The sequence below is a fragment of the Candidatus Tisiphia endosymbiont of Thecophora atra genome (assembly GCF_964026395.1).
Taxonomy (GTDB): Bacteria; Pseudomonadota; Alphaproteobacteria; order Rickettsiales; family Rickettsiaceae; genus Tisiphia.
The window spans coordinates 453,616-478,842 of sequence record NZ_OZ032145.1 but is presented as its reverse complement, the minus strand read 5'-3'; the positions used below and the strand labels follow the sequence as shown (position 1 = coordinate 478,842).

General features: G+C 33.9%; 24 protein-coding genes and 1 pseudogene. 1 reads left to right on the top strand and 24 read right to left on the bottom strand.

The features are described from left to right. Nucleotides 1–33 precede the first annotated feature (33 nt). The 21 genes from AAGD45_RS02365 to AAGD45_RS02265 all read right to left on the bottom strand — a co-directional run bounded on the left by AAGD45_RS02365 (nt 34) and on the right by AAGD45_RS02265 (nt 20,971). Entirely contained in the window at nt 34–1,470 is a 1,437-nt protein-coding gene (locus tag AAGD45_RS02365; protein ID WP_341761833.1) for an AAA family ATPase, read from the bottom strand. 128 nt (nt 1,471–1,598) lie between these two features. After that, a complete protein-coding gene (locus AAGD45_RS02360; protein ID WP_341761832.1) occupies nt 1,599–2,519 on the bottom strand; it encodes a lytic transglycosylase domain-containing protein in 921 nt (306 codons plus the stop codon). A gap of 188 nt (nt 2,520–2,707) precedes the next feature. Beyond that, a complete protein-coding gene (locus AAGD45_RS02355) occupies nt 2,708–5,473 on the bottom strand; it encodes a conjugal transfer protein TraG N-terminal domain-containing protein (protein ID WP_341762191.1) in 2,766 nt (921 codons plus the stop codon). A 116-nt stretch (nt 5,474–5,589) separates the two neighbouring features. After that, the gene (locus AAGD45_RS02350; protein ID WP_341761831.1) at nt 5,590–7,017 is read right to left on the bottom strand and encodes a conjugal transfer protein TraH; all 1,428 of its coding nucleotides are present in this window, start codon (nt 7,015–7,017) and stop codon (nt 5,590–5,592) included. After that, nucleotides 7,007–7,891: a conjugal transfer protein TraF gene (traF, locus tag AAGD45_RS02345; protein WP_341761830.1), complete on the bottom strand. Its 885-nt coding sequence runs from the start codon at nt 7,889–7,891 to the stop codon at nt 7,007–7,009. Before traF ends, AAGD45_RS02350 begins: the two co-directional genes overlap by 11 nt. 176 nt (nt 7,892–8,067) lie before the next feature. Continuing rightward, nucleotides 8,068–9,141 (bottom strand): conjugal transfer protein TraN, encoded by a 1,074-nt coding sequence (gene traN / locus AAGD45_RS02340; protein WP_341761829.1) that lies wholly within the window; start codon nt 9,139–9,141, stop codon nt 8,068–8,070. 56 nt (nt 9,142–9,197) lie between these two features. Further along, nucleotides 9,198–10,499: a hypothetical protein gene (locus AAGD45_RS02335; RefSeq protein ID WP_341761828.1), complete on the bottom strand. Its 1,302-nt coding sequence runs from the start codon at nt 10,497–10,499 to the stop codon at nt 9,198–9,200. A gap of 32 nt (nt 10,500–10,531) precedes the next feature. After that, nucleotides 10,532–11,215, bottom strand: coding sequence for a type-F conjugative transfer system pilin assembly protein TrbC (trbC, locus tag AAGD45_RS02330; protein ID WP_341761827.1), 684 nt, complete (start codon nt 11,213–11,215; stop codon nt 10,532–10,534). After that, nucleotides 11,185–12,171: a conjugal transfer pilus assembly protein TraU gene (gene traU / locus AAGD45_RS02325; RefSeq protein WP_341761826.1), complete on the bottom strand. Its 987-nt coding sequence runs from the start codon at nt 12,169–12,171 to the stop codon at nt 11,185–11,187. The genes trbC and traU overlap by 31 nt, the downstream gene beginning before the upstream one ends. A 116-nt stretch (nt 12,172–12,287) precedes the next feature. Beyond that, nucleotides 12,288–12,704, bottom strand: a complete 417-nt coding sequence (locus AAGD45_RS02320) for a type II toxin-antitoxin system VapC family toxin (protein WP_341761825.1) — start codon at nt 12,702–12,704, stop codon at nt 12,288–12,290. After that, nucleotides 12,701–12,967 (bottom strand): type II toxin-antitoxin system prevent-host-death family antitoxin, encoded by a 267-nt coding sequence (locus AAGD45_RS02315; RefSeq protein ID WP_341761824.1) that lies wholly within the window; start codon nt 12,965–12,967, stop codon nt 12,701–12,703. Before AAGD45_RS02315 ends, AAGD45_RS02320 begins: the two co-directional genes overlap by 4 nt. A 53-nt stretch (nt 12,968–13,020) precedes the next feature. Further along, the gene (traW, locus tag AAGD45_RS02310) at nt 13,021–13,635 is read right to left on the bottom strand and encodes a type-F conjugative transfer system protein TraW (RefSeq protein ID WP_341761823.1); all 615 of its coding nucleotides are present in this window, start codon (nt 13,633–13,635) and stop codon (nt 13,021–13,023) included. Further along, on the bottom strand, nt 13,636–13,854 hold the full coding sequence (locus AAGD45_RS02305; protein WP_341761822.1) for a conjugal transfer protein TraD: 219 nt from the start codon (nt 13,852–13,854) through the stop codon (nt 13,636–13,638). Between the two features lie 98 nt (nt 13,855–13,952). Then, nucleotides 13,953–14,435 (bottom strand): hypothetical protein, encoded by a 483-nt coding sequence (locus AAGD45_RS02300; protein ID WP_341761821.1) that lies wholly within the window; start codon nt 14,433–14,435, stop codon nt 13,953–13,955. 21 nt (nt 14,436–14,456) lie between these two features. Next, complete coding sequence (locus AAGD45_RS02295) at nt 14,457–17,198, bottom strand: TraC family protein (protein WP_341761820.1); 2,742 nt, start codon at nt 17,196–17,198, stop codon at nt 14,457–14,459. 17 nt (nt 17,199–17,215) lie between these two features. After that, the gene (locus AAGD45_RS02290; RefSeq protein WP_341761819.1) at nt 17,216–17,533 is read right to left on the bottom strand and encodes a hypothetical protein; all 318 of its coding nucleotides are present in this window, start codon (nt 17,531–17,533) and stop codon (nt 17,216–17,218) included. After that, nucleotides 17,533–18,861, bottom strand: coding sequence for a TraB/VirB10 family protein (locus tag AAGD45_RS02285; RefSeq protein ID WP_341761818.1), 1,329 nt, complete (start codon nt 18,859–18,861; stop codon nt 17,533–17,535). Before AAGD45_RS02285 ends, AAGD45_RS02290 begins: the two co-directional genes overlap by 1 nt. A gap of 1 nt (nt 18,862) precedes the next feature. Next, nucleotides 18,863–19,603 (bottom strand): type-F conjugative transfer system secretin TraK, encoded by a 741-nt coding sequence (locus tag AAGD45_RS02280; protein ID WP_341761817.1) that lies wholly within the window; start codon nt 19,601–19,603, stop codon nt 18,863–18,865. A 27-nt stretch (nt 19,604–19,630) separates the two neighbouring features. Further along, nucleotides 19,631–20,236 carry a TraE/TraK family type IV conjugative transfer system protein gene (locus tag AAGD45_RS02275; RefSeq protein WP_341761816.1) on the bottom strand — a complete coding sequence of 202 codons (606 nt, stop codon included), beginning with the start codon at nt 20,234–20,236 and terminating at the stop codon, nt 19,631–19,633. A 46-nt stretch (nt 20,237–20,282) separates the two neighbouring features. Continuing rightward, entirely contained in the window at nt 20,283–20,567 is a 285-nt protein-coding gene (locus AAGD45_RS02270; protein WP_341761815.1) for a hypothetical protein, read from the bottom strand. A gap of 50 nt (nt 20,568–20,617) precedes the next feature. Further along, nucleotides 20,618–20,971: a hypothetical protein gene (locus tag AAGD45_RS02265; RefSeq protein ID WP_341761814.1), complete on the bottom strand. Its 354-nt coding sequence runs from the start codon at nt 20,969–20,971 to the stop codon at nt 20,618–20,620. A gap of 252 nt (nt 20,972–21,223) precedes the next feature. Between AAGD45_RS02265 and AAGD45_RS02260 the strand changes: the two are divergent. Next, nucleotides 21,224–21,328 (top strand): annotated as a pseudogene (locus AAGD45_RS02260) (IS5/IS1182 family transposase); the annotation flags it as partial. A 276-nt stretch (nt 21,329–21,604) separates the two neighbouring features. Here the strand turns inward: AAGD45_RS02260 and AAGD45_RS02255 are convergent. The 3 genes from AAGD45_RS02255 to AAGD45_RS02245 all read right to left on the bottom strand — a co-directional run bounded on the left by AAGD45_RS02255 (nt 21,605) and on the right by AAGD45_RS02245 (nt 24,909). After that, nucleotides 21,605–22,261: an HD domain-containing protein gene (locus tag AAGD45_RS02255; protein ID WP_341761813.1), complete on the bottom strand. Its 657-nt coding sequence runs from the start codon at nt 22,259–22,261 to the stop codon at nt 21,605–21,607. Between the two features lie 234 nt (nt 22,262–22,495). Further along, nucleotides 22,496–23,113 (bottom strand): hypothetical protein, encoded by a 618-nt coding sequence (locus tag AAGD45_RS02250; protein ID WP_341761812.1) that lies wholly within the window; start codon nt 23,111–23,113, stop codon nt 22,496–22,498. A 2-nt stretch (nt 23,114–23,115) separates the two neighbouring features. Then, on the bottom strand, nt 23,116–24,909 hold the full coding sequence (locus AAGD45_RS02245) for a Sca4 family protein (RefSeq protein WP_341761811.1): 1,794 nt from the start codon (nt 24,907–24,909) through the stop codon (nt 23,116–23,118). Nucleotides 24,910–25,227: the final 318 nt, after the last annotated feature.

Below are 25,227 nucleotides of genomic sequence, written 5' to 3'. Positions count from 1 at the left end.
TTCTTTACTTCTTTCTGTTATATCGTCTCTTTGTTATTCTTTCAATAAGCTTCCAAAATCAATAATTGCTGCAAAAAAGCCACTATCTATTACGTCCTCATGTACTCCATTTACATGTACCAAGACAGGTCTACAAGAAAATCCTTTAGGATAATACAAACTGTCTAATTTTTTCTGCACTTCATTAATAATATCAGACGTAATAAGATACTTTGAGAACTTAACCTCACAAACATAAAGTCCTCCAAATTTTGTTTGAATAAGATAATCAATTTGACAACTAGGATATCTAGTTGTCTGTTTTTGGAAAAATGGATTATCCGAGATAACTTCTTCTAGAGAAATATGTAAGCATTTTTTTATGTAGTTACGATTCTTTAGCACCAAATTTTCAAATTGTAATCCCATAATTCCTTCCCAACCTGGGAAAGAAGTCAAAGCTTTAAAAGCAAATTCGTTATTTTCAATTCTTAAACGATTCTTATCAATATATTTTAAATAAAACCTTAAATAGTTATCACTTAAACGGAAGTAGCTTAATTTAGAAATTTCGCCTGATGCAATATGCCAAGTATAGTCTCTACTAACAAACCCTGATTTTACAAGGTCATCAAGATACTCACTAATAAATCCTGTTTGAGCAATATTTAACATATTACAAATGCTCTTGATTTCCTGTGGACTATTAGACAGTGCTTGGATAATCTTTTTATATGTCGAACTACGTATAGAAAAAAGATCTGAAAATATATCATTAAATTCATTTACTAGGAGGCCACCTTTTATAAAGCATAAGTCCCTGATATTATCTTCCGCAGGTAATTCTGGCTTTATTTCTTCTAGGTAACGAGGTATTCCGCCACTAACAGAAAGTACTTTAAACTTTTCATACGCTGATATATAATGCCCCATCTTGAGCCAAAATTTATTACAGTCTTGCAAAGGTAATTCATCTAATGTTAAACGGTAAGATATTCTGCCAACAAATCCGGTATTAGATAAAATATTTTTCTCAATCCATACTGAAGCAGAACCGCACAAAACAAGCATTAATTTTGGGTTTTTCTTAAAATATAAGTCCCAAGCATTTTTTAATTTACCCAAGAAATCAGGATCTTTTGAACCCATCCAAGAAATTTCATCAAATAAGACAATAATGCGACCAGTTTTAATTTTTTCAGCAAGCAGAATAAATAACTTACTCCAATCATCAGCATAAAGTTCAGGTAGTCTTGTTTGTATAGCTAATTGTTGAGAAAATTCATTACGCTCAGATTGTGCTGTGGTCTCCTGTGTTGGAGGTAGTCCAGCAAATTGGTAAAAGGTATAATCTCTAGCAAATTCTTCTACTAACCTACTTTTACCAATCCTTCTTCTTCCTTGAATTACCACTAAGCTGGCAACATTTTTCTTGAGTAGCTTTGATAAGGTTTGTAGTTCTTGTTGTCTTCCTATAAATGGTATAGCCATGTTTTTGCCTAAAATAAAATAATGTTACTACTAATAATCTGCAAATGCAAATTATTAGTAGTAATAATAATTCAAAAAATACTACTACAAATAAACTAATGTAGATTTATAGTACCGTCTTATACCAATTAGCTCCCCAGCCAAGACAATAGTACCTTTCTTGAATATTGCTTATGATGATATGGCTTAGCAGAATGATAAAGTCTGACGGCTTTTTGCCAATCACCATGTCGCAGATATAAATCAGTTAGTAGTTTGCCTGCATATTCAACGTTATTTTTAGGAGTAAGCATTTCATCGATACTGTTAAAATTATCATTGTGCCAGTACCAATTGATTTGCATTACGCCAATATCAATATTTGTATGTCCTTTTCTCAGATAAGAAAGTATATTTTTAGATGCTTCCGCCTTAGATTTGGCAATGAACGCTTTACCACCTAAATTTACTGCATAAACTTTCATTTCAGACTCTACTTCAGCAATAGCTTTCAATAAACCACTTGGAATATTATATTCTTTTTCAACTGTGCTAATTAATCCCGCTAAATCTTGTGCAAACACCATATTTTGTGAAAAACCAACTATTATAATAACCAAAATCTTGATTATTTCTTTACTTAAAATATCAAACCATGATATTATTGATTTAGGTATGCTAAACTTGAGGCTTGTTATGAATTGGATCAAATCACGGCTAAATAAGGATAATTTTTGGAATTTAATGTTTTGGCTGGGGATATGCTTTAGTGTTTTTTTGAGCGAACAAATAGCAGATTTCTCAGGTACTGGAGGTTTGGTTTCCTTGGTTTTATCACTAACTTTAATACCATACATACTTACTAGGTTTAACCAAGTTAAATACACTGACAATAAAATATTCTTAAATAACCAAGGTGAAGACTTAACAAATAGGCTACCCAAAAGGTTAGGAATAGTAGTTTTAGTTAATATATTTTTTACCGCTGTATGCATATCTAAAAATTTTAATGACTTAACGATTGCTTCCATTATTGGTATAGCTCTTACCTTACCTATCTTATATTTCATATGTAAAAACACTCCTATTTCTATTTTATTTGACAAAAATGCTTGGAAAGAAGAGGTTATTGGTATGAAAGCAGGAGCGTATAATGCTAATTACTCTACATCTACCTTTAGTTCTAACAATGTCTATTACACAGGTATTGAATATCGTAATTCTCCTAGTAATATGTATTATCATAGAAAATGATCTTTCACTTATCAGTTTTTGCTTTAACCTGATGTGCATTTTGATAAGCTCCTTTGTTAACTCGAGTTGTCCTTTGCGATCCTTTAGTTGATCCACCTATTCCTAAAGGACCACCAATAAATTTCCCCTGCCCAATTCTATCTTCTTCATATTTATTAATTTGTGTTTGTAAGTCTCCATGCTCAAGTATATTTACTTGCTTGATATTATTATATTGTTCAGTATTTTTACCTGTTACTTCTTCAAACTTATTTTTAAGTTTTCCCTCTTTGCCTCTAATATTTGCCATAAATTCTTCATTATTAATACCGCTTTTTGCTGTTGCTTCTTTAACTTGTGGGCTTGGATTTCTATTAATTTTCTTATCATGTTTATCGCTAAAATCATTTAATGCTTTTTCTGCATGCTGACCTGAAACTTGCCGCCTACCACTATTTATTTCAGGTATTAAATTTTGCAAATTTTCAGTGACCATTTTATTCCATACTTTCATTACGTCAGGATGCTGCTTGTCTACTAGCTTCCTAACGGAGTTTGCATCCATACCAAACTCTATTACGCAGCGGTCTAACACTTCTTGATACATATCCTTGTTAACTGTTGCTGATTCTGATTCAAGTCTGCTTTTTGTTTTGTACCAATTATCTACTGTTTCTTGACGCATTGATACTTGTTCTTCTAATCTTTGTTGCTTTTCATAACTATTCCTTACTGCATCACTATAATGTTTCTCAGCACTATTATCTTTTCCCCATACTTCACTTGATGCTGCTTTGACTATATTGTTGTAATCTTCATGAGTATTATTTTGTGTTGATGTATCACTATCCTCCATAAAAGACTGATCACTTACATTTCTAGCAGTGAGTGAACCTTCTACACTACCAGAGATACCAATACCAGTAAGTCCTTTTAGCGGAGTAGACGCAGTCATAGATGCTTTTAACGCTGCATCTGTTGCTTGTTGCCAACTATATCCATATTGTTCTTTAAGAGTTCTGACGTTGTTTACTGCCCGCTGAAGTGACTTGCCTTGCTCTCCCATTGTATCATAATTAAAGCTTTCCCCACTATGTTCACGCTGTGCTAAGTTGGAAACAAAATCGGCTGTTTTGCTCAAGGTGTTACTCTTTGCATCTGATAGTGCCCTTTGATCTGACTTCAATAAACTTTCAGACGTGTGTATGCCTTGAGTCACATGATTCTGGGCTGTTTGTTCTAGATTAAATTTGGTGATACCAACCGAAGTGTTAATACCTTGACCACCACTATAAATTACGCTACCATCAGAATTATTGCGAGCTATACTACCATCAGCTTGTTGCCAGCTATTGCCACCTTCAACATATTGCATATTATAGTCCGTCTTATATCCTGACTTCATATAGTGTTGGCTATTTCCTTCTGAAACATTATCAATACTTCTGTTACCACTTGCTATCTCTGCTCCCATACTGCCCGATGTTGCTTGCAGCCCGCCAATAATTGATCCAGCTAAGTGACCAAGACTGCTAACGCCCGATTGCATAATAGCAAATGCCAAAAATGGTATTACCATTTGTAAACCTGCCGCTACTGTTACTATTGTATCAACGTGATTTAGGATTGTGCTGCTACTACTGAAACTTAACATTAAATTTGAGCCAGTTTTTAAATTACTATAAGTACCCATGATCATATTAATAATAGCATTTAATGACGGCCATAATTGTAGTGAAGCAACTAAAGTCAGATAAGAAGTATATTTTGCTATGCCACCACTAAAGATTAACATTGGTACTAAAAACATAAACGAGGCATAGACTATGCATTTTATTACTACTAGTAACATTGGTAAATACAATGTCGCCATATCACTTGATAATAACCAACCACTTTCTTGGCTGGTTCGAGAACGAGCTACTGCATAGTTACTTGCGGTATAATCAGATATACTGTTAATCATCATTTGCTGCCTTAGTATGTCACCTGCTTTTTGACCACCTCCATAAAGACTACTAATATTTTTCTCGAGAATATTTGATAGGATGCTTGATGATCTAGCTGAAGGGACATAATCTGATCCACCTCTTGCCTTAGCAAATTCTGTATTGGCATTTTTTGATACTACCCTTTTGATCTCTCCATCAAAATAATTCTCAAAGAGATTTGCTGCATCTTGGCAAGTAACATTAAGCAGATTCTTACCGTCTCTAATGTAAAGACGGGTCAATGTGCCAGCCTTGCTACTCACTAATTTCCAAATATCAGGAGTATCTATTAATTGTTTAGGAGTAAACTGATAACCTATCATTGCTGGTAGTACAACACATTGCTTGATAAAAGAACGCATATTTTCTACAAACTCTGGGTCTTTAATACGAACCTGACGTAATTCCTTTTTTAGTCTTGCACCAAATAACATACCATAATTATAATAAGAAAATATAGGTGACGTAGAATTAACAAGAGCTTCTATCGGTGCATATACTTGTTCAAAACCAATAGTGACCAAATGACCAAATTCTTCTAATATGCCAACGGGCAGGGCAAAAGCTATAGGAATATTATCAACCTTGCCTATTATTTTACTTACATGATCTTTAATAATCATTTCTGTTTTAGGCAGTAATAATGCGTTAATTAGTACAATCATACCAAGTACTTTAAGTACATATGCCCGCCACACCATAGAATTATTACTGTAAGTTATTCGGATGCAATAATAGCAGCAAGTCAAAACACATAAACTATTGACTATATCTGTATAAAACTCACTATTGCGTAGCATTGCAAGGCCATTTAATATATAATACAAAGCATCGTAATAACCGTAAGTATGGATTGTTAAATTTAGTTCCATATTTCTTTACCTATTTACCTTATTATCCTTTTCCTACCTAGCTTTTATCCATCCATTTGATTAGTGGACATAAACTCCTGAAATTTCATTTCAAAGTATTTTTCCTCTTGTAACATTCTCATCTTGGTTTGCTCAATAATATTATAACGCCTAAAGGCATTTTCTCTGTTACTTATCAAAAAGCTAATAGTGTTATTGACTTCCTGCTCAAAGTTGGTAAATACTCCTATATCTGCAAGCTGCAAGTAAGAAAGCTCTGATACTGCTTCAGAAGTTTGTTGTAATAATTTAGTAAGGTAGTTGGTTACTACGTCATAGCATAAGCTTTCAACAAATTCAGCTATTCGTACTGTTAAGTAAGCATTATCAGTATTAGTAGCAAGTTCTCTCTGTATCTTGTTAGTTAGTGGAATGGATGATAAAGCAATTAGATTTTCTTCATCCTCAGTAAAATTACCGTTATTATTCTTTATTTTCTTAACCATAGAAAATAGCATCTGATCAATGCTACCATATAGTGTATCTTTATCGGATAACCTAGTTTTGGCTTTTTGGGGGAGTAAGCATAAGTTTGTTTCATCACACTTATACAACTCTACATCTACATTACCACTACGAACTCCAATAAACTCTCCTATTAATTCCTTATTAACCAATGATTTTTTATGAGTTATTGAACGACGTCCTTCAGCATCTTTTTTGCCAATAATAGTCCCTGATATGCTCATGAGTAATTCTTTAAAAGTAGTAGCGTCTCCTGAGCTACTTATTTTCTTATCAAGAGCCTTCCATACCAAATTAAAATTATCACCAAGTAAACTCTCAAGTTCTTTATTGCTTTTGGTTGGATCACCAGTATCATGTTTTGCCTTGTCTCTAATATCTGCCATATCACTTCCTCTGCCTGTCATTACCAAGTCACTTTGGCGGGTAAGTTCTGCTCCTTTATCCATTTTACTTGCTAGACCATTACTGATCTGAGTAGCCATGTCACAAGAATTAATATTGAATTGGTTGATATTTCTTTGCATTTGCTCTAAGTAAGTCATAATATTCTCACATTGCGGACAGATGGTTTTAATTGCCATAATTGCCGCATAGCCGCCAACATTTTGTACCATTTCTTTAAGGAATCGTTCCATAGCAGCACTTTTCAAGAACGATAACGCTCCACCTCTAAGATCTAACTGTGCTCCACAAGGCAATCCTCCAAGCTTACAACTAGGAGCTTGAAAATTAAAAAGCTGTAAATCTTCTATAGGTGGCGACTTAATTAGCACTGATCCGCCAATTATATGACCTGCTAATTGATCTTGTACGATCGCTGATCTAGTTACATTACTCATAGTACCACTTGGCATAACGCTTTTAATTAACTTCTCTATGCCTGCATAACTATTGTTGCTTGTGAAGATACTGATCAATACTAACCAAACAATAATTATTATCTGAGCCAAATTCTTAATTACCATTTTCTGTTACCTTAAGTATATTTTCCGTATTATTCGGATAATTGCTTAAATACTCACTTGCCAGTAACCCAGCTTCCTCAAGCTCTGACATCGATGCTGTACCTCTAATGAGTTCAAAATGAATCTTACTATCATTTGTAACAGCTACAATTGTTGGAGTTCTTTGTAAGTTTAGTTTCCCAGCAAGTTCCTGATTTTGGTAAGTCTTAAAAAATTTGCTTTTGCTACCATCTAGACTGACTGCTTCTACTTTAAATCCATATTTCTTAGCAAAGTCATTTAGTACTGGCTCTAGAGCTATGCAATAAGGACAATTTGACGAAAAGAATACAAAGAGTTCTATCTGAGTAGCAAGTATCTTAAGTTTGCTAGCTAGCTTTTGTTGATCAGTCTCTTCTTTTATTCTTCTGCCATACAGATTAATTGGATTCTCAATTAAATTGATAGTCTCAGGGTACAGAAAATTTACCATCCTAAAGCTATGAGCAAGTTTTAAACTATTATCTAACATCGAGGCTTCCTTTTCTTTATATCTTCTTACATGTTTGATATTTTCTGGGTATCTAATCATCATAAACTTTAGCTCCTCTAACTCTTTGCTAAATTGTTCCACTTCCTGCCTTGCTTTGGCGTATTCTTGTTCTCTTTGTTGCTCTATGACTAATGTCTCTTGTTGTTTCTCTAATTCTTTTGCCAACTCCCTCTCCTCAAACCATAACCAACCACGATATCTCTGTTCAAAGAAACCTTGAGCATAGCAACTACTAGCAATAACAATGGGAATTACTGTTAATAAAATTAATAAAAAATAAGCCAGCTGATTTACCATATGTAAAATTCTAAATAATATTATTCTACCAAACTTTTTAATCACCACTAATAGTTCCCATTAATTAAATCTTGTTCTAGAATTTTTATCCTTTGTAATAACTGATCTTTAGTAGGACAATTCTGACAAGAACTATGTCCACTATTTGACTGTCTCTTCAGCTCAGCTAACTCTTGTTATTTCACTTTCCTTTGTGAAGTTTTTGCTTCATCTTGTTTCTTCTATTCTGTTTGCCTTATAGCCTCTGCTTTACGTTCCTCTTCTGTTCCTATATTCCAACCAGCTTGATTATTTGCCTGATTATTCGGGTTGTCATCATATTGCCTGATATTTTGCAGACTACCCTTAACCCTCATGCTCATATCTCCGTTATTTGGTGCTTTATATTTGCCAAAAAACTTTACCTTAAACTCCTCGATAAACTCAGTGAAATCGACGCGATTGAAATCTATTCTTAATATTTCATCTAATGTCAAACCACGACAATTAGGATTGCCGCCACTACCAAAACTCATACCAAGTTGCTTCCGACCTTCAACCTGTATGACCTTGTCCAGCATTTGACCAAAACAACAATAATAATGCTTGACTATCTTTGTTACTCCTAGATTCTGCTTTCCCTCTTTGCCAACATAAACACATAGATTCTTTTTACGCTTATCGATCAGCAACTGCTCATCCTTACTGCAACCTGCTCCAAAATTTTTACCCCAACCTTTCTGATCTACTGAGCAGCAATTACTGTAACCGATTGCCTTCTTACTACAATGCATGCTAAGCCCTTCAAACAACTTAACATTCATGCCATTACCTGACTTCAACTGACTTACTGCATAGAGCTTGGAGATTGAATCCATCATCTCACCATTGGTCATATAGCTTTTATCAACGCAGTTACCATCAATACAAGGTATACCTTTACATACAAGACCTTCCGGTCCTTCTTTTTCCTTAAATCCTACCCGCACTTTCTGACTCTCGATAGGCGATGGTATCCATCTCTTACAAGAATATTCCTCTTTCCTATTAACACAATTACCTAAGCTATCGGTAAGCAAACACTCTAAAAGTGCAACAAAATAGCAATGTGCATATTGATCACAGTTATTTTTACTCGGATAATTACAAATTTTACTATACCCCCATTCCCAGCAGTCTCTATGTACCTGAAAACCATCTATTACCCTTACGCCACTAGCTAAACACTTCTTTTGTCCTTCTTGGCAAGGATAATTGGGAACAAAGTTTGATCTCCCAGTAGCCAATGCTGTTGTTTCAGTTGCTATGCTGAACATTACGATTACCTTCAATAATGAAATCCTTATTATTTTCATTAACTTCATGACTCTTATCACTCTAACCTACATTGCTCATGCCAATTCTCCTGCCAATATGTACAAATACGCTCACTTACATCTAAATTAAAACTTACCTCGTTGTTTCCGCGACCAATTGCCTTGATCTCCAGTATATTGTCTCCTTGCCTTATATCAGGCAACAAGTTGATTACTTCAACTCTAGACCTATCAGCTATAGAGTCTAAACCTAGAGCATATTCACCAAAACCAGTACTAACTATTGGATAATTAGTGGTGACTGTCATTCTCTTACCAACCTTGCCGGCATATTTTCTTTTGCCTTTAGTTTCAATTGACCTATGACCATTAAGAAAAAGGTTATTTCCCTGAGTAGGACCAACAAATATCACCTGACCATTTAGCTTAAACATAATAAACGTACCGTAACTAGCAGCAGTTAACTGTACTTTAGTAAGCATTGCCACTTTAGCGGATATATTAAAACTTATCTGCCAAGTTGCTTCCCGAGCATGGTAAGTTGTCCCACTCGCTTTATTAATAAAACCGTGTACTGTACCGCCATAACTACTTGAATCACCACCACCACCAAAAAACTTCATAAGAAGACTGAGGGAATCCGGACCATATTGTTCTACAAAACTAATACGTTTAACTAAGCCTGCTATATTTTGGGTGTATTTCATACTCGATTGACTAATTGTTAATTCAGCTGGCTTCTCAGAAAATTGCAAACATTGTAGCGTAAGTCCATCAACACAAGAGTATCTATTACGTAAGCGTTCACAGAAATACTGGTCATATATGGTATCTCCCTTGGCTCTTTCATCTCTGCGACTTAGCTCCATGAAATATTGCGGCTCTATCTCCTTATTGCCTTTAACCGTCTTACAATCCACTCCTATATCTTTTAGTTTTCCTAGCAAATTATCCATCATCTTGCCAGATGCATTTGCTATCATTTCCGCATCTTGTTTATGAGCCATCATGCCAGGTCTGCTATAATCAACAAATATCTCGTTATAGAACGGGTCTTTAGCTGCTTCCCTCCGTCCTTTGTTACTTAAATCTCCTGCTTCTATACTACTTAACCTATCTGCTTCTGACTCCGCCTTATCATGACCTACTAAATCACCTAACCCTTGACTATTCTCTACTCCTCTAGCAAAACCTGCTTTACTATCTTCTATTTGTCTACTCCAACTTTGATAATTGTCTATATTCTTTTCAAACAATGGATCTACCTCATTAATATTGGTCTTATTGATTGGGTCTAAATATTGGGCTTCTGCACAAGTAATAGTTACCATTAAAATTATTAGAACTATCTGCCTCATCCTTCTCATCTTTATATCCTTACACCTGCTTTTTATCTTTGTAACAACTCTTGTGCTTCTTGTGATAAATCACCATTAATCACAAATTTCTCTAAAGCTGCTTTTATACCTATACTGCCAGTAATCTTATCGTAGGTAACTTTGCAAGATTTACCAAAACACCCATCTAAGTAACCTTCTTGTTTAACCAACAAAATAGCTGGCACAACATTAATACCAAACTGATCAAAAGCTTCGTCATCTATTTGCATACTGCCTACTTCACCATTTTCTGATATTGACATAACTAGTTTGCTAAGTTCTTTAAAACTACCATTGGGTAATCCCTTAAATACCAATGTTCCACCATATTTTACTGCTTGCTGATGATAGGTCTTCAGTAAGTTACTTGGCATTCCGCTACTTATAAATATCTTAAGCACTGCTGGATTAATAAGTTCTTTGTCTATTAATTCTTTATCACTGCAATTTCGTCCTTGCTTTAAACAATGCTGCTTATCTAACTCACACAGCTTTTGTAAAATAGCTTCTCTTGTTAGTATTTGTCCTGCATGTCCCAATTTTTTAGCCCAATCTTGCTGCTGATCAGTTGCCTCAATATTTTTTATGTTATTTAGCAATTCACTATTAGTGTTGCTGATGTTTTGTGCTATAGTTAAGTGACTACTGTTAAATAGTAATGTAACTAAAAAGCACAGCAGTTGATTTTTCGCCATACTAAATACCCCCAATCTTGTCCGTCATACGGATATTCTTTAAATGTTGAATACATCATGTCACTTAAACCTAATGGCCAACAACCAATGCTATCTGATGTTGACTTTGGATTTACCATTTGTAGTTTATACTGGCTCTTCTTAATCTTTAATGCCTTAGACTTACGGCACAATTTACCTCCACCTGCCAACCGAGTGTTTTCATCAGTTGATGTCTCCTCCGCAAGACCTATTCGGTGCATCTTGGCAATTATTCGAATAGCTAATAAACTACTTGATTGTACTCCACCAACATGATCAGCATTTGCTCCACTAAATGGGTACATATTACCTAAGCAACCAGCACACCAAAACATACTATCTAGTGGCATCCTAGCTGTGCTACTTGCACAATCCAAACCACAAGCTGCTTGGGCTATAGGGTTGGCAAATAAAAAAGCTTCAGGATTTAACAGGTTCTGCAATTTTTCATCATTCCAAGTAACGTCAAACTCACTCATATAAGCCACGTCAAAGGTACTCTGTTCTAAACAAATAAAATCAGTAATAAGTTCAAGCCAATAAATTAGTGGATAAATATAATAATGAACGTGATAGAAACTATCGTGAACATGCCTGTCATCATAGCTTCTATTAAAACTACTAGTCCTTTTGCTATCAGAACCAAGAGAGATACCACCAAGGTTAGTCATACAATAAGGAGTTCTTGTAACATCAATAAGTCTTACTGGTTCCCAAAATCCTATTGCTATCCCTGGTACAGGAATATTTGCTTTAATACATAGACAAACTGGTGATGAGGGATTTTTGGTATCTCTTTTTTTAGGCGTTACACCACTACCAATATTAATTAAGTTGCCTATGCTTATTGGCAATATGCAACTCCAACAAATATCAGTAATTGGATTGACAAAATGCCCCTGACATGTAATACTTGCAGATACTGAAAATGGCATAAAAATAGCCACTAACAGTAGGATACTTAACCGTGTCTTTGTGCCTTGAGCTGGGTCGCCAAACTTTTTGCTCAAGGCCGTATTATTGATATTTGTCAATGTTTTTACCTCTTACATTATTCAAATTCCTCAAAAGGATTTAGTAATTTTACTGCAAATTTAGTAAAATGCTTGGTACTACGAGTAACTAAAACCATATCATGAACTATTGCTTGGGCAGCAATTAGGCTATCCACCTGATTTGTAGAATCAATAGCAAGTAATTCACCCCAACATTTACATACATTATTATCTATACCAATGGTTCTAGCGGTATATTTTTTAATTAAAATATCTTGCCACCTTTCTAAACTTAATGAGGCTATTAAATCTGTTTGTCTCTTTTTAGCAATCCCTTTTTGAATTTCACCAATTGTTAAGTAACTTATATATAATGATTCTATAGGTACTTGATATAACCAAGATATTACTTGGCTATTTGGACTTTTCTTACGAAACTCTGACAATATATTAGTATCAAGTAAATATCTCATATATCAATATCTTCCCTAGCTTTACTTGGTTTTCTTTCAAATAAATCCTCTTCATCATCATTATCAATTTTTGGTATGGATAATAAAAATTCTTTAAATGACATAGGAGGTTTTATTTTATCACCCATATAATCTTCCACTGAGATAATATAGACTGCTTTATGTCTCTTCTTATCATTTATTAATTGAGGTTGCCCGTTTTCAGCAAGTTCAATAATTTCTTCAAAATGTTCCTTTGCCTCTTGTAATTGCCATTTTTGCATAAATTACCTCTAATTTTGTTTATTTGTATATTATAACTGTTTTTTTACGACCACTAATCAATTTCTACTTCTTTTATTCTTAAAACTTTTCCTTCCTGCTGAATTATTGCTGGTACTTGTTTAATTTTAAATTTTGTTGTTAAAACTCCTGCTTGATCAAAATATACTTCTCTATCAAGTTCTTTCTGTAAATCAAGTGGTCTACCAGCTACTAATATCAACTTGTCTTCTGCCTTTATTACTGAGCTGCTTTGTTGCTGCTTAAACCACTTAACCTGCTCTTTATCTCTGCTATCAATAAATATCAACTTCTTGTCCAAGTTTATATAATCTAGTGGATTAACTTTTGTACCTAGCTTGTGAAGTAGCTTGCCATCTGGCAAAATAATATCCTCTTTTATTATATAGCTTGGATCATAAGTAAAATCTTGTGCTTTTTGAGTACGTTTGATATTGCTAACTGCTATTGGCTGCTCTATTCGAGTTTTAGTGATTTCTAACATCTTGCTTTTCTCCTGTTCTATATCAACTGATTTTAGTTTTCTTTCGATCATTGCTAAAAATCCTTCTTCTTTAACCTCAAAAATTGTTCCATATATGCCAAAATCCTTAGCAATAGTTATTTGTGGTAGTAGAATTACTAAAATCATTGTTAGTATTCGTTTCATTTATATTTTCTTTAAATCTTTACCAATTTCTCTCCATTGCTCAAGTATCTTTGGTTTACTAGCAAGTACCATTTTACTAACTAGCAACATGCCATACAGAGCTTGGTCATCTTTTGGATGCAAGTAATCTAATCCTGCTTTTATTATCAGCCCACCCAGCATAATCTTTTTTCTAGCATCTTGTTTGCGTTCTAAATAATTAGTACTTTGATTATTCATACTATACTTGTAATTGACATATGTATTCATATTGTCTCTGTTTGCTTTGTTATAAAACGGATACTGAATTTTTTTGTACATTTTAATTTCTCTATCTATTATTTGTTATTATTTAATTGTTCTAGATCAGCCTGCTTTAGGTTACTGATTAGTTTTGCTAAATTCTCTATTACATTCTGATGTACTTGCCTGCTTATTGATATCACTCCTTCTCCTGTAATAAATTCATCAGCTGCAAATATTACTTTAGTTCTTTTATCTTTATATTTTTGGGTTTCCTCGTTTATTAGTTCTATTGCCTGATTAATTTGACCAAAAAATAAATTGCTTTCTTTTGGTTGTTGTTTCTCTTTTTGTTGGTTTATTTTTGCTTCTTCTAATTCCTTACTTACCCTTTCTTTTTCTAGCTTTAATATTTCTTTTTGTGATACATACATAATCTTGCATTGATTACCAATATCACCAAATAACAAAAACCCAAGCCAACCAATTCCAACTCCAAGTAGGATAGACACTAGTAAAACAACAATTTGTTTCTTGCTCAATTCATTATCACTACTTATACTTATGTTCCTATTCATCTCCATACACTTACCATATTATTACTTATCCATTTTTTCTGTAGTTGGCAGAATAGCTAGCTCACCATATTTTTTTGCCAAGGCTTTTACTGCTTCATCTTTACTAAGACCACTGCGTCTTGCTTCTAATAAATATTTAAAATCAGCTGCTTCTGTTGAGTATAATACTTGCGAGTATGGATCTAGACTAAGACGTCCAACAACTTTTAAGCCAGTAGATATCAGCAGCATCTCGGCATATTTACTTGGTATCAAACTAATAGACTCAATCAACGGTACAATATCTTTAAAGGCTTCTGAAGTACTAAATGAGTTTAGTCCTTTCTCATCTTGCTTTAATATTACCGCCCAAGCACTATTTTCTAAAATGCTCCTACGCTCATCACTTTTTTGAAAATCAGTAAAATTTTGTACACAAATCACTAATGAACCCCCATATTTTCTAACAGTTCTACCAAAGCTTTCTAAGAACTTGGCTGAATAATCTAAAATCATCCAAGCTTCATCAACAATAAGTAAAAATTGCTTCGACCTATCACCACATAAGAACTGCATAGTTACTTGCATCAATACTACCTGTAATATTACCGCTAGTAATACTGGATCATTCTTGACCTCCTCAAACTCAAAAATGGTTAGTATTTCTTTAAATGATGCAGCTTTACCTTGCTCAAAAAATTTACCATGTACTCCTTTTTCACTATAAGGGTATAAAGTTTCAGCAAGAGCTTTTGCTGTAGTTGCCCCCTCTAATTCTTCTAATACTTTAGTAAGTTTGGTAATATCTAGCGTAGTACCATGTTTTTCTATACCCTCATTTATTGCTCGTTCAATGATAGCTTCCTTATGAGCATCCTTGCTAACACCACACATAGCACCAATAATGCTTTTTGCGTATATGATACTATCCTTAGTGACAAAATGATTGCCTATCTGTAATATCTCTATTCTTTGTTCTAGGTCTAGGCTTTGGTCTTGATCCTTAGCAGTAAGCATTTCAATTTGTTCTAAGGACAAACCAGTAACTGATCCTATTTCCACTAAATTATAATTTCTAGCAAGCATAGAAAGAGCCTTAGCATGTTTTGTTCCACTACCTGCTATTTGAGCAAAAGGATTTAAAGAAATATTACTATGCTGATTAAATCTAATTGTTTCCCCACCGATTAACTCACAGATATTTTGATAACTACCACCTATATCTAAGATAAATACTGAAGCGTTTTGTGCTAGCATTGAAGTAGCTAGTTCTTGCAAAAATACTGACTTACCTGAACCAGATGGTACCATAACAGCTACATTGTAATTACCGCTATTGATTCTTACAAATGGATTCCAATTAAATAACTCACCTCTGCGTCCTATTAATAGAACTCCACTTTGGTTTACTCCTTTCCACTCACCATGGATCGGCAACTTGGCTATCACTTCTTTAGCCTGAGCAATTTTAACTAGCTGGAAATGCTGTAAAAACTTCCAACTAAGTGCCTGATGCATTGGTAACTGAGATAACATTGCTGGTAATTGGAGATGCTTATTAACTTGTAATTGGAAGTCGTGTGCATTATATAGGCTAATTAAAAATTCCTCCGCTATTTCTATTTCTGACTGAGGTGCAGTAATCATTATTTGCAGTGATTCTGTCAAAAACTGCTCACCATTTTTAGCTTTAGCAATTATCTCCCGCCACTCTAAAGCTTCTTTCTTCAAGTTAGTATCATGCCTTGCATACCATTGTTCAGCAGCATGTATGCTCCTATGTCCTCTTGCTAGAATTTTTGAGCTTTGTGTTTTACTTACATTATTTGCCACTGTGTAACTAATTATTAGTCTTGCTGGTAAACTATGATCACTGGCTGAACCAAGTAAATTAATCATCTCCAGTAATGACCACTGCTCTGGTAGCATACTTGGGTAAAAACATTTAGAGACTAACTTGTTAGAAGCTAGGTTATTAGATGTTAATTTGTTTGGTTTTAATCCATTATCATTATAAATACTATCTAGATGAATTAGGCAGTCTTCTTTAACAATGGTTCTTGAAAGTGGTGTTAAGATTTGATTAGCTAAAGGGTTTATTGGATCATATTTACGGCTTAATCTTTCTTGCATTTGCATTTGTGCCATATCGCCTGCTACAAACATTAAATTTTGTGCATCACATATACGGGGAGATAATTTTATTGCTTGCAGCTTTTTTACTAATTTGCTTTGGAACACTACTACTTCTTCAATAGATTTTACACTATTATTACCTTCACTTTTTTTGCTAAAAGAAACATATATCCGAAAATCTTTAGCCATCCTTCCATCTGAACTTGTAAAATCTTTAGCACACTTACTAATAAATTCTCTACGGAATTCTGTTAATTGCTGTAACATCTGATTAGGATTACTTCTAGCATTACTCCATAATTTTAGTTTTTGCTCTATATTATGACTGGCAATCAGTAAAAATTGTAAATAGCAATTTACTGGTAATTCATTGTTAAAAAATAAGCTTAAGTTTTTTTCCAAATTAACATCTGTTCCAACTATCGGAGCTATTTCTAGCATGAAGCCTATTACATTATTTTCATTAAAGAAGATATTACATTTAGGATCAAAATATCGATAACTTAGATATCCTGCTAAAGATTTTGCTCCTTTAGTATTTTGTTCGGTATGTTCTTTCAACAGTTGTGTACTGTCGTAATTTACTTCGGCAGGACTAGTCAAACCACAAATATTGCCTATATTTTGTAAGAAATTAGCTATGTTCATATAATCATCTCATTGTCTTATTTGATATATAACAAGTTGCCATCTTTAAGTATTTTCTGATTAGTTTCTTGTTGCAACTTTATTTTATGAACCTTATTAGCTTTAATGTCAGGTTTGTCCAAGTGTCTAGCATAGCAATTTTTTCCTTGACACTTTGCCCTTTCCTTTAATTCTACTTCGACAATTTCTCCGCTATTAATTTTTTGATCAACTATGCTCAAAGGCACACAATTAAAACCACTTGCGTCTTTACAACTAAACGATGAACCATATCCACCACAGGCAGATAAACTAAATAATGTAATAATCAGTAAAATCTTTGATATTCCTTGCATTACTGTTCTCCGTATTGTTTATTTGTTGGTTTTTTGGTTCTTTCCTTGGTTATCTTTTTATGGGTGGTTAATTCTCCGACAAAAAAGCCTTTCATGAAGACAACATCTACCTTTACTCCACTAGGTATAGTAAGAACAGGCGACATGTTTTCTGCCATTCTTAAGTAATAGTCAGCTATTTTCTCAGCAGCATTCGATGTTCCTGATAAAATACCATCTGTTACCATATCCTTAAAACCTTTCTTTTGGCTAGCAATTGCTCCAAGGCTAGTGATAGTCATACTATCTAGACCTTTACTACTTTGGCTAAGCCCGCTAATAACTCCACCTATTAGGGCATTTTTTATATGCTTACTGCTCGTAGCTACTACTTTCCCCTTAATGCCATTCATACCATCTGGTCCATGCACTATTCCAGCTATGTTACTGGTAATTACTAACTCTGTGATTGGATCAATACAAACCATTTTCTCCAAGCGGATAATTACTCTTTCGCTGGATAAGTCACCATAACTACTACCTAAAATACGGCAGGTAGTAATATCAAGATTAAAGTTCTTGGGTAAGTTGCCTCTTTCTGTTAATCTAATTACTATTGGAGTAGCATGTTCATTTGGGGTATTTAATGCGGTAGATACTGCAAGACCACCAAGTAAATAGCCACTAACATAAGAAGTTTCAGGGATATAAATCTTAGCATCTTTTGGTTTATCAAATTCTATTTCACCATTTAAGTCTATAACACCAATATTTACATCACTGCCAAAATCCTTACCTTTTGTATTTTGCTCTGCTTCTTGGTGAATTTGACGCATTCTTTTTAATTCTTCTGTGCTACTGATCAGCTCATTTTTAGCAAAATTCAGTTGAATCTGCATTTTAGTTAGTTCTAATTTTATCTCTTCTTGTAGCTTTTGTTCTTTTTCTTTAAAGTTTGTTTCTGCTAACTGTAAGCGTTCATCAAATTTACGCCTATTGTCGTTTAACAAATCTTCAAAGTGGTTGTGCCACATTTTCTCCGGGTCTAACGCTTCACTTGCTACTTCTAATTTAGGTTTAGTATTATCGTTAATAACTGCTTTGTGCTTAATTTTTCCTTGCATTATGTTGATTAGAACAAGTACAGTAATGATGCTCCCACCCAAAAGCAGTAACAAGAAATTATACTGTTTACGTCTAATCTCCTTATTATTAGTTGCATCTAACGACTGTTTTTGACTATCAGCTATAAACGAACTAGCCACTGGAACTTCATTTGAAACTTTAAGCTGTATACTCTTTCCTAATAAAAAAGAGAGTCTTTCTTTAAGCTTTGCAAATATTGTCATATCAGTCCCTATCTTGCTCCTTTGCTACTATCCAAACAAATCCTTTATCTTTAGGAAGAAGTATGGTTTTGTCGATAGTTGTAGCTAAACAAAAATCAAATAGATTATTAAAATCTACTTCTTTAAGATGAACTAAGCCTTGATATTTCCTGTTGATTACTACTAGTCTTGCTCCAATAAGCTTACCAAAACGGTAAATCCTATCTTGCTCTATGGAAAGTCCTATATTACGTAAGCGGTCAATTTTTCTTTTTACATGAGTAACGTAATATTTACCTTCCTTGTCAGCAATCATGTTCCTTATCATTCCAGCAATTTCTTGCTCTTGGGTGTTTACTGACCATTTATTGTTAACAGCTGAATTATTTAGGAAACCATTGGATGACTTATTATAAAAATTATCCATGGAAATTTTAATAATTTGCCCTTCCATATCTTCCACTTCAAGTATTAAATCAGCAACATTCCCCGAAAAGTTGACTAAGGCTAGCTCCAAAGTCTGAGCAGCTGGAACTTTCGGTAGTAAAAATATGTTTTGTGCCTTGCTATCCGCTATTATTTTATACTTGCTTTCATCACCAATAATTTGTGCTATGCCTATTTTGCCAAACTCTATTCTATTAACATTACTTGCACTTATTTTAGCCTTGATTTTATTGCCAGCTATATATTCAAATTCTTGTGCTGCAAGTGCTGCATTACTCGTTAGTATCATGGCAATTATTAGTATTATTTTGATCATTATTTATTCTCTTATTTTTCTTATCCTTTATTTTTTATCTTTATCATTTTCTTTGTTATATTGTGCCGTTTCTTGATCTTCTTTGATTCTTACAAATTCTTTAAGTCTTAGCTGTCTACCTGCCCATTCATAAGATAATTGATAAGAAGCAGGACTAACCTCAAAGCCCTTATCGCCAAACCTTGAGGTTAGCATGCCAGCGGCTATTACCTGCAAATTCTTACTATCAACTTCCAAGCTTTTGATAGAAAAATAGGTTGATAAAGCAAATTTTTTGTACTTCTCTTTACTATCTGCAAAATAATTTTGAATATTTTTCATATAGGTAGCATCACTTTGCGAAATATATTTAAATATGATACCTGCTTTGTAGTCTATTATTTCTGGATTTAAATCTAGTAACAATGGTAGGTACATTAAACTTGTTTCTTCCAAATATCCTTTGGAGACTCCATTATTAGTAATCCATACTTCTTGGCTAAGATTTGGCATCAATATTACTTTCTCATTGTTTGTTAATAATTTAACTGATAGTCCTAAAGCAGTCAGGCAAAGCAGCAACGTCAGTACTAAAAACAAATTTCGCTGTCTTGCTACTTGCTCGATGTTACCTATTGCTATTATCTTCTCCATTTTTATCTCTGCTTATTCATATCTATTTACATTTAAGTTAGTATTACTACATAAGCAGCCTTACATGAGACTTTGGTAAATTAGCTGATATAATCAGTCTAGTTAGGGGTAGATGCCAATAGAGCCAACGCTGGATTATTCCAAGCCACCATTGATGCATAAACCAACCACCTATAGCAAAACCAATAGCACCACCAGCAAAAGACCATAGCACGCCTTTAAAACATAAAATGATTAACCCAAAGCTAATGCCTCCTACTATTGAACCAATAGATATGTTCCAAAATCTAACGTGTTTGTTTAAGCAATTATTAAATCGTACTCTTTCCATAATTGAATCTCACAAGTAAAAAACCAATATTGTTACAATTTACACTTGATTTAAGCCATAGCAGCAAGTATGCCCATACAAATAGCACTGCTACCTATAAAAACTGTACCGCCACGAAATACCCGAACACGACCATCACCTTCAGACATAATGGCTGTGGTAATACCACCAATACCAGCTCCATAAACCCAGTAATCTGCGGCAAATTTTACCAGTGGTTCAGTTACACCTTTACCAAATTTACCTAAATCTACTGCTAAACTTTCTGATGTAATAAGGGTAAGTAAAATGCCAATTATTCCATAACTAAGATATAAGAAACTCTTACTCCAGTTGTCATCTAGACAATTTTGTTTGCTAGTTATTTTCTGACTTGTGCCTAGTATTTTCTTTGAATCGACCATAATTCTCCTCTTTTGTTATTTCTTGTTACTTTCCCCGTTGTAGAGGCATAACTAAACTTAAAATGATAAATTACGTGATTCTCTTTAAAATAAATAGGTGTCATTATCACCCATATTTTTGAAGACTACACAGTTAGAAAACAATACTCTTCAACTGCCAAGTATTGGTGTTTGATGTTGTCGTATTTTTAAAGATAATAGACCTCTTTCGAAACTAGACTTTAAGGAAGAGAGGTGTTATAAGTATCTGATTTGGAGGATGAACAGTTTCGTCGATTAACAGGAGTAAAGAAGATGACATTCTCAAGGATGGTGGATATTTTGAGGCAAGCTGATAGTCTTAAGAAATCAAAAGGTGATGAAATGACATTATAAGTTTGTAAGCCAGCGAATTCCATCAAGGCTATAGGGCAAACTGCTTGATTTATTGTCTATAAGCCGGATACATGACTGCATTCGATTTTTTTGCTGTTATATATTATTTTTTTCTTGTATTGTCGGGTATATCCATACATAACTTTAGCTTATTGATAGAGTTAAAAAATTAAAAATAGTGACGGAAAAAATTTGCTTGGGAAGGATTAATAAAGAGACAATTTGACTAAACTCTTAATAAAAAATAAATAAATTGTATTAATTCTCCTCTAATATTTTGATAGCTAATGTGTATAGTTCTTGTTCTATCCATTCTACCCGAGCTAGTTTTGCCAACGGTATAAAGTTCTTTAAAGTATCAAAAGCGATTCTTTTCTGTTTTTCTTTTGACTTAATGTAATGAAGAGTTTGCATATTATGTAACCTATCAGCAAGCTTGATATACCATGCATCTATATCTTCTGACTCACGTAATTTCTGCAAGGCATGTTCTCCTTCAATTTTTATTTTTTTTATTGCAATATCATCAAGCTTCGTCAGTTTGTTAACTAATTCTGCTATTTTTGTGCCAAATGAAAACCGTATCTGACTAATAGTAAGTGCTGTATCTTCTACAATATCATGCAATAAAGATGCTGCTATTATTTCAGTTTTACATGAAATTCTAGATGCTATTAATGCAACCTGTATTGGATGATGGTAAAATGACTCGCCAGAGTGTCGTTTCTGATCTGCTTGGTGTTTGATAACGTATTTTAATGCTCGTGTTACAACAGGGAAATCTATTATGGTACTGTGTCTTCTACTACATGCTTTAATTTTATCTAAGAACTCCTTTTTCAAAAATTCTTGTAGTTGCTGGCTATGAGACTCATGTAACGAATGTAGCAGGATAATGACTTTTTTACCGGTCATAAACGACTCCCTATTGAATGTTTACTCTGAAGCTTGCTTAGTCTATTAGCGAGGAGCTACTTTAGTAGCGACTAAGCAATCTAGAAAAATGATTAAATTTGGATTGCTTCGTCGGCTCACGCCTCCTCGCAATGACGAAGTAATGCTAATCGGGTTAGCTATTGGCTGTAAGCCCTAATATCTTAGATCATTCTTGATCATGTAATGCTCCTGCCCCTGCTATTGAACTTCTTCTTATGCTGGTTCAACAAAATTACTCCAGTATTTTATTCCGGCTGTTCCAGAGTCTTGGATAGTTTGATAATAGGAATGACCTGATAATTCCTCAACAAAATAAGCAAATGCTTTACCTCTAGACATCATCTCATCACATAATATTTCTCTACCTTCTACTCCTAATTTATGTTGGATGATTTCTAGTAAACATTCTTTGGCTACATTTCGTATTTGAGATGATATTGATGTTATTTCCGTTAGTTTAATTGAGTCCTGATCTCCCAACTCGACTCCTATGCTCAGAGTTAAATCAGCAAGGAACTCATCTTTATCAGTGCCATAACCTTTTCTTAAATACTTTGATAAATATGAAGAAACCTCTTTTTTTCCTGCCACTAAATGCAAGTATAAATTCCAAGCGGTGTTTTTTTGGCTATTATTAAATATTTCTTGCAATTCTGAAAGTTCAATATTTTTAACTGTCTCCAACATAGACATGTCTGAGTCATAATTTTTTAAAACTTTGGCAAAATCAATCTGATATTCTTTACTTAAATAGTTGTGAATTTGTTCTTGAACATGCATTGATGTATCAGACTTAAGTACTCTACTATATAAAAATTGCTTGCCTGGCATAGTTACCTCCCTTTAGTGTTATTTAATTGTAGTTTTGATCTATTTAATGGTGGTGGTGTATTAGATGGAGAATATCTACTTATAAATCTTCCTATCATACGATCTACTTTTTTAGTTGTCTCAGTTTCCATTTTTAAAGATTCATCTCTTTCTTTGCTTTCTAGTAACGGTTTATCGGTTCTAATTGACTCTTGTGCTTCTAACTTTAATTTTATAAAAATATTCAATTTTTCTTTATCGGGATTGGATTCTGGTAATGCATCAGCCGATAGTTGTATTTTCTTCAGTTTTTCATAAAAAGATTTATCAGCTACTTCTATCTTGGTCATTACTTTGTCTATATCTTTCTCTCCTTGTCGTCGTATTTTATCAAGTTCAGCTAATTGTTTCTCTACCGGAGTTAAGCCTAATTTCTTATAACCACCACATATTTTTACAAGACTCTCTAACTCTTCTAATGCCGTACTACTTGCATCTGCTGTTTTTTCTTTGTGATATACTACTGCATGAATATCATAATGTCTTGCTACTAACTTACCTGCTAGATCAGGATATAGCTCAGCAACTTTGTATAATGCTTTTCTTTCTTTTTCTCGTGAGCTAGTTAATGGTTGTAATTCATTTAAGATTACTTGATATTTGCTAATTGCCTGCTCAGGAGACATGTCATGGATATACTGAGAATCTTCTGACATTTTTTCAAATAATTGTCGATTAGCAACATTATCACTCTTTTCTGTTAACTGCATTCCCTGTGATATTGATTCTTGTCGTTTTGCTAACTCATGATGCTCTGTTGTTTTCTCTAATGTTTCTTCGGCTAATTTTTGTTTATCATGATGATATTGCTTTTTTTCTTGTTGCACTGGTAAATCACTATTGACAGTATTAGCAATAACTATCCTATCCTGAGCAGTAGTGATATTTTGAGAGAGGTCAATTTCTTGCCCTTTATTCTTCTCCAAAGCTAACATCATTTCTCGATATTTACCTTGGGTTACTGGCAAACTATAGACATGTCCTAGATGTTCTATATAGCCTATTGCCTCATCTCCTTCACCATTAAATCTTACTGGCTTTGGGCTGCTGATCTCTGACAATTTACCTCGACTATCATAATGAGCAGTAAAATATACTGCTTGGTCTAAGGAAATATTTCGACCATTTTCATCTTTTACAGCTAATGACAAATGCATAGGACCGCTTTTATTTTCCAATTCTGTTGGTAAATCTATGGTTCGATAGCTATTGATTTGTTTAAAAGTGCCGTCTGACAAAAAGACTAGAGTATTAATTTTATGAGTTATTTCCTTGATAGTAGCTAACTCATCACCTGAATCATTTCTTACTATTTGGCTTTTAGTATTGTCTTGCCTATCATCATCTTGCCAATTTATTGTATGGAATCGATCAGCAAAATTATGGTGAACTTTCTTATAGCCTGCTATCTCTGTTCTTTCTAGCTCATCTTTAACTTTACTATTTGCAAACGCTTGGTTAATTATTGCTCTATTATTAACATTTTTGAGATATTTGACAAATTCTTGATCGTCATGGTAATTTACTGTTACATCAAGATTCGCAGCGATATAATCTTTTAAGATATTCCGCTGTTTTTGCAGGATTTCTTGCCTAATGGCTTGAGTAATAGGATCTAATTCTTCTTCTATACCAAAGAAGCTGCTACTACTGACTGAATTAGTTAAAGTAACTAAGTCTTGTGCTTCTTCTGTTGGTTCTATAACTTCAGTAATATTCTCTTCAAGAATATTACTGAGTTGTGGGTTATCTTTCATAATCCTACTCTACTATTTTGTGTTAGAAACAATTTAACATTTGGTATAGCAAACTGTCGTCATTGCGAGACCACGTAATGGTCGAAGCAATCCATAAAGTAATTAGAAATGGATTGTTTCGTCGTAGCAATGCTACTTCCTCGCAATGACGCATGTATACTGTCATTGCGAGGAGTTACTTTAGTAGTGACGAAGCTAATCTAATGAATAGTGGATTGCCACTACATTCACGTGGTTTCGCAATAACGTTGGTATTGCTAATACTTACGTTATAAAGCTGCAAAAATAATAGAGTTTGACTAGTGGAGAAAATTTGTG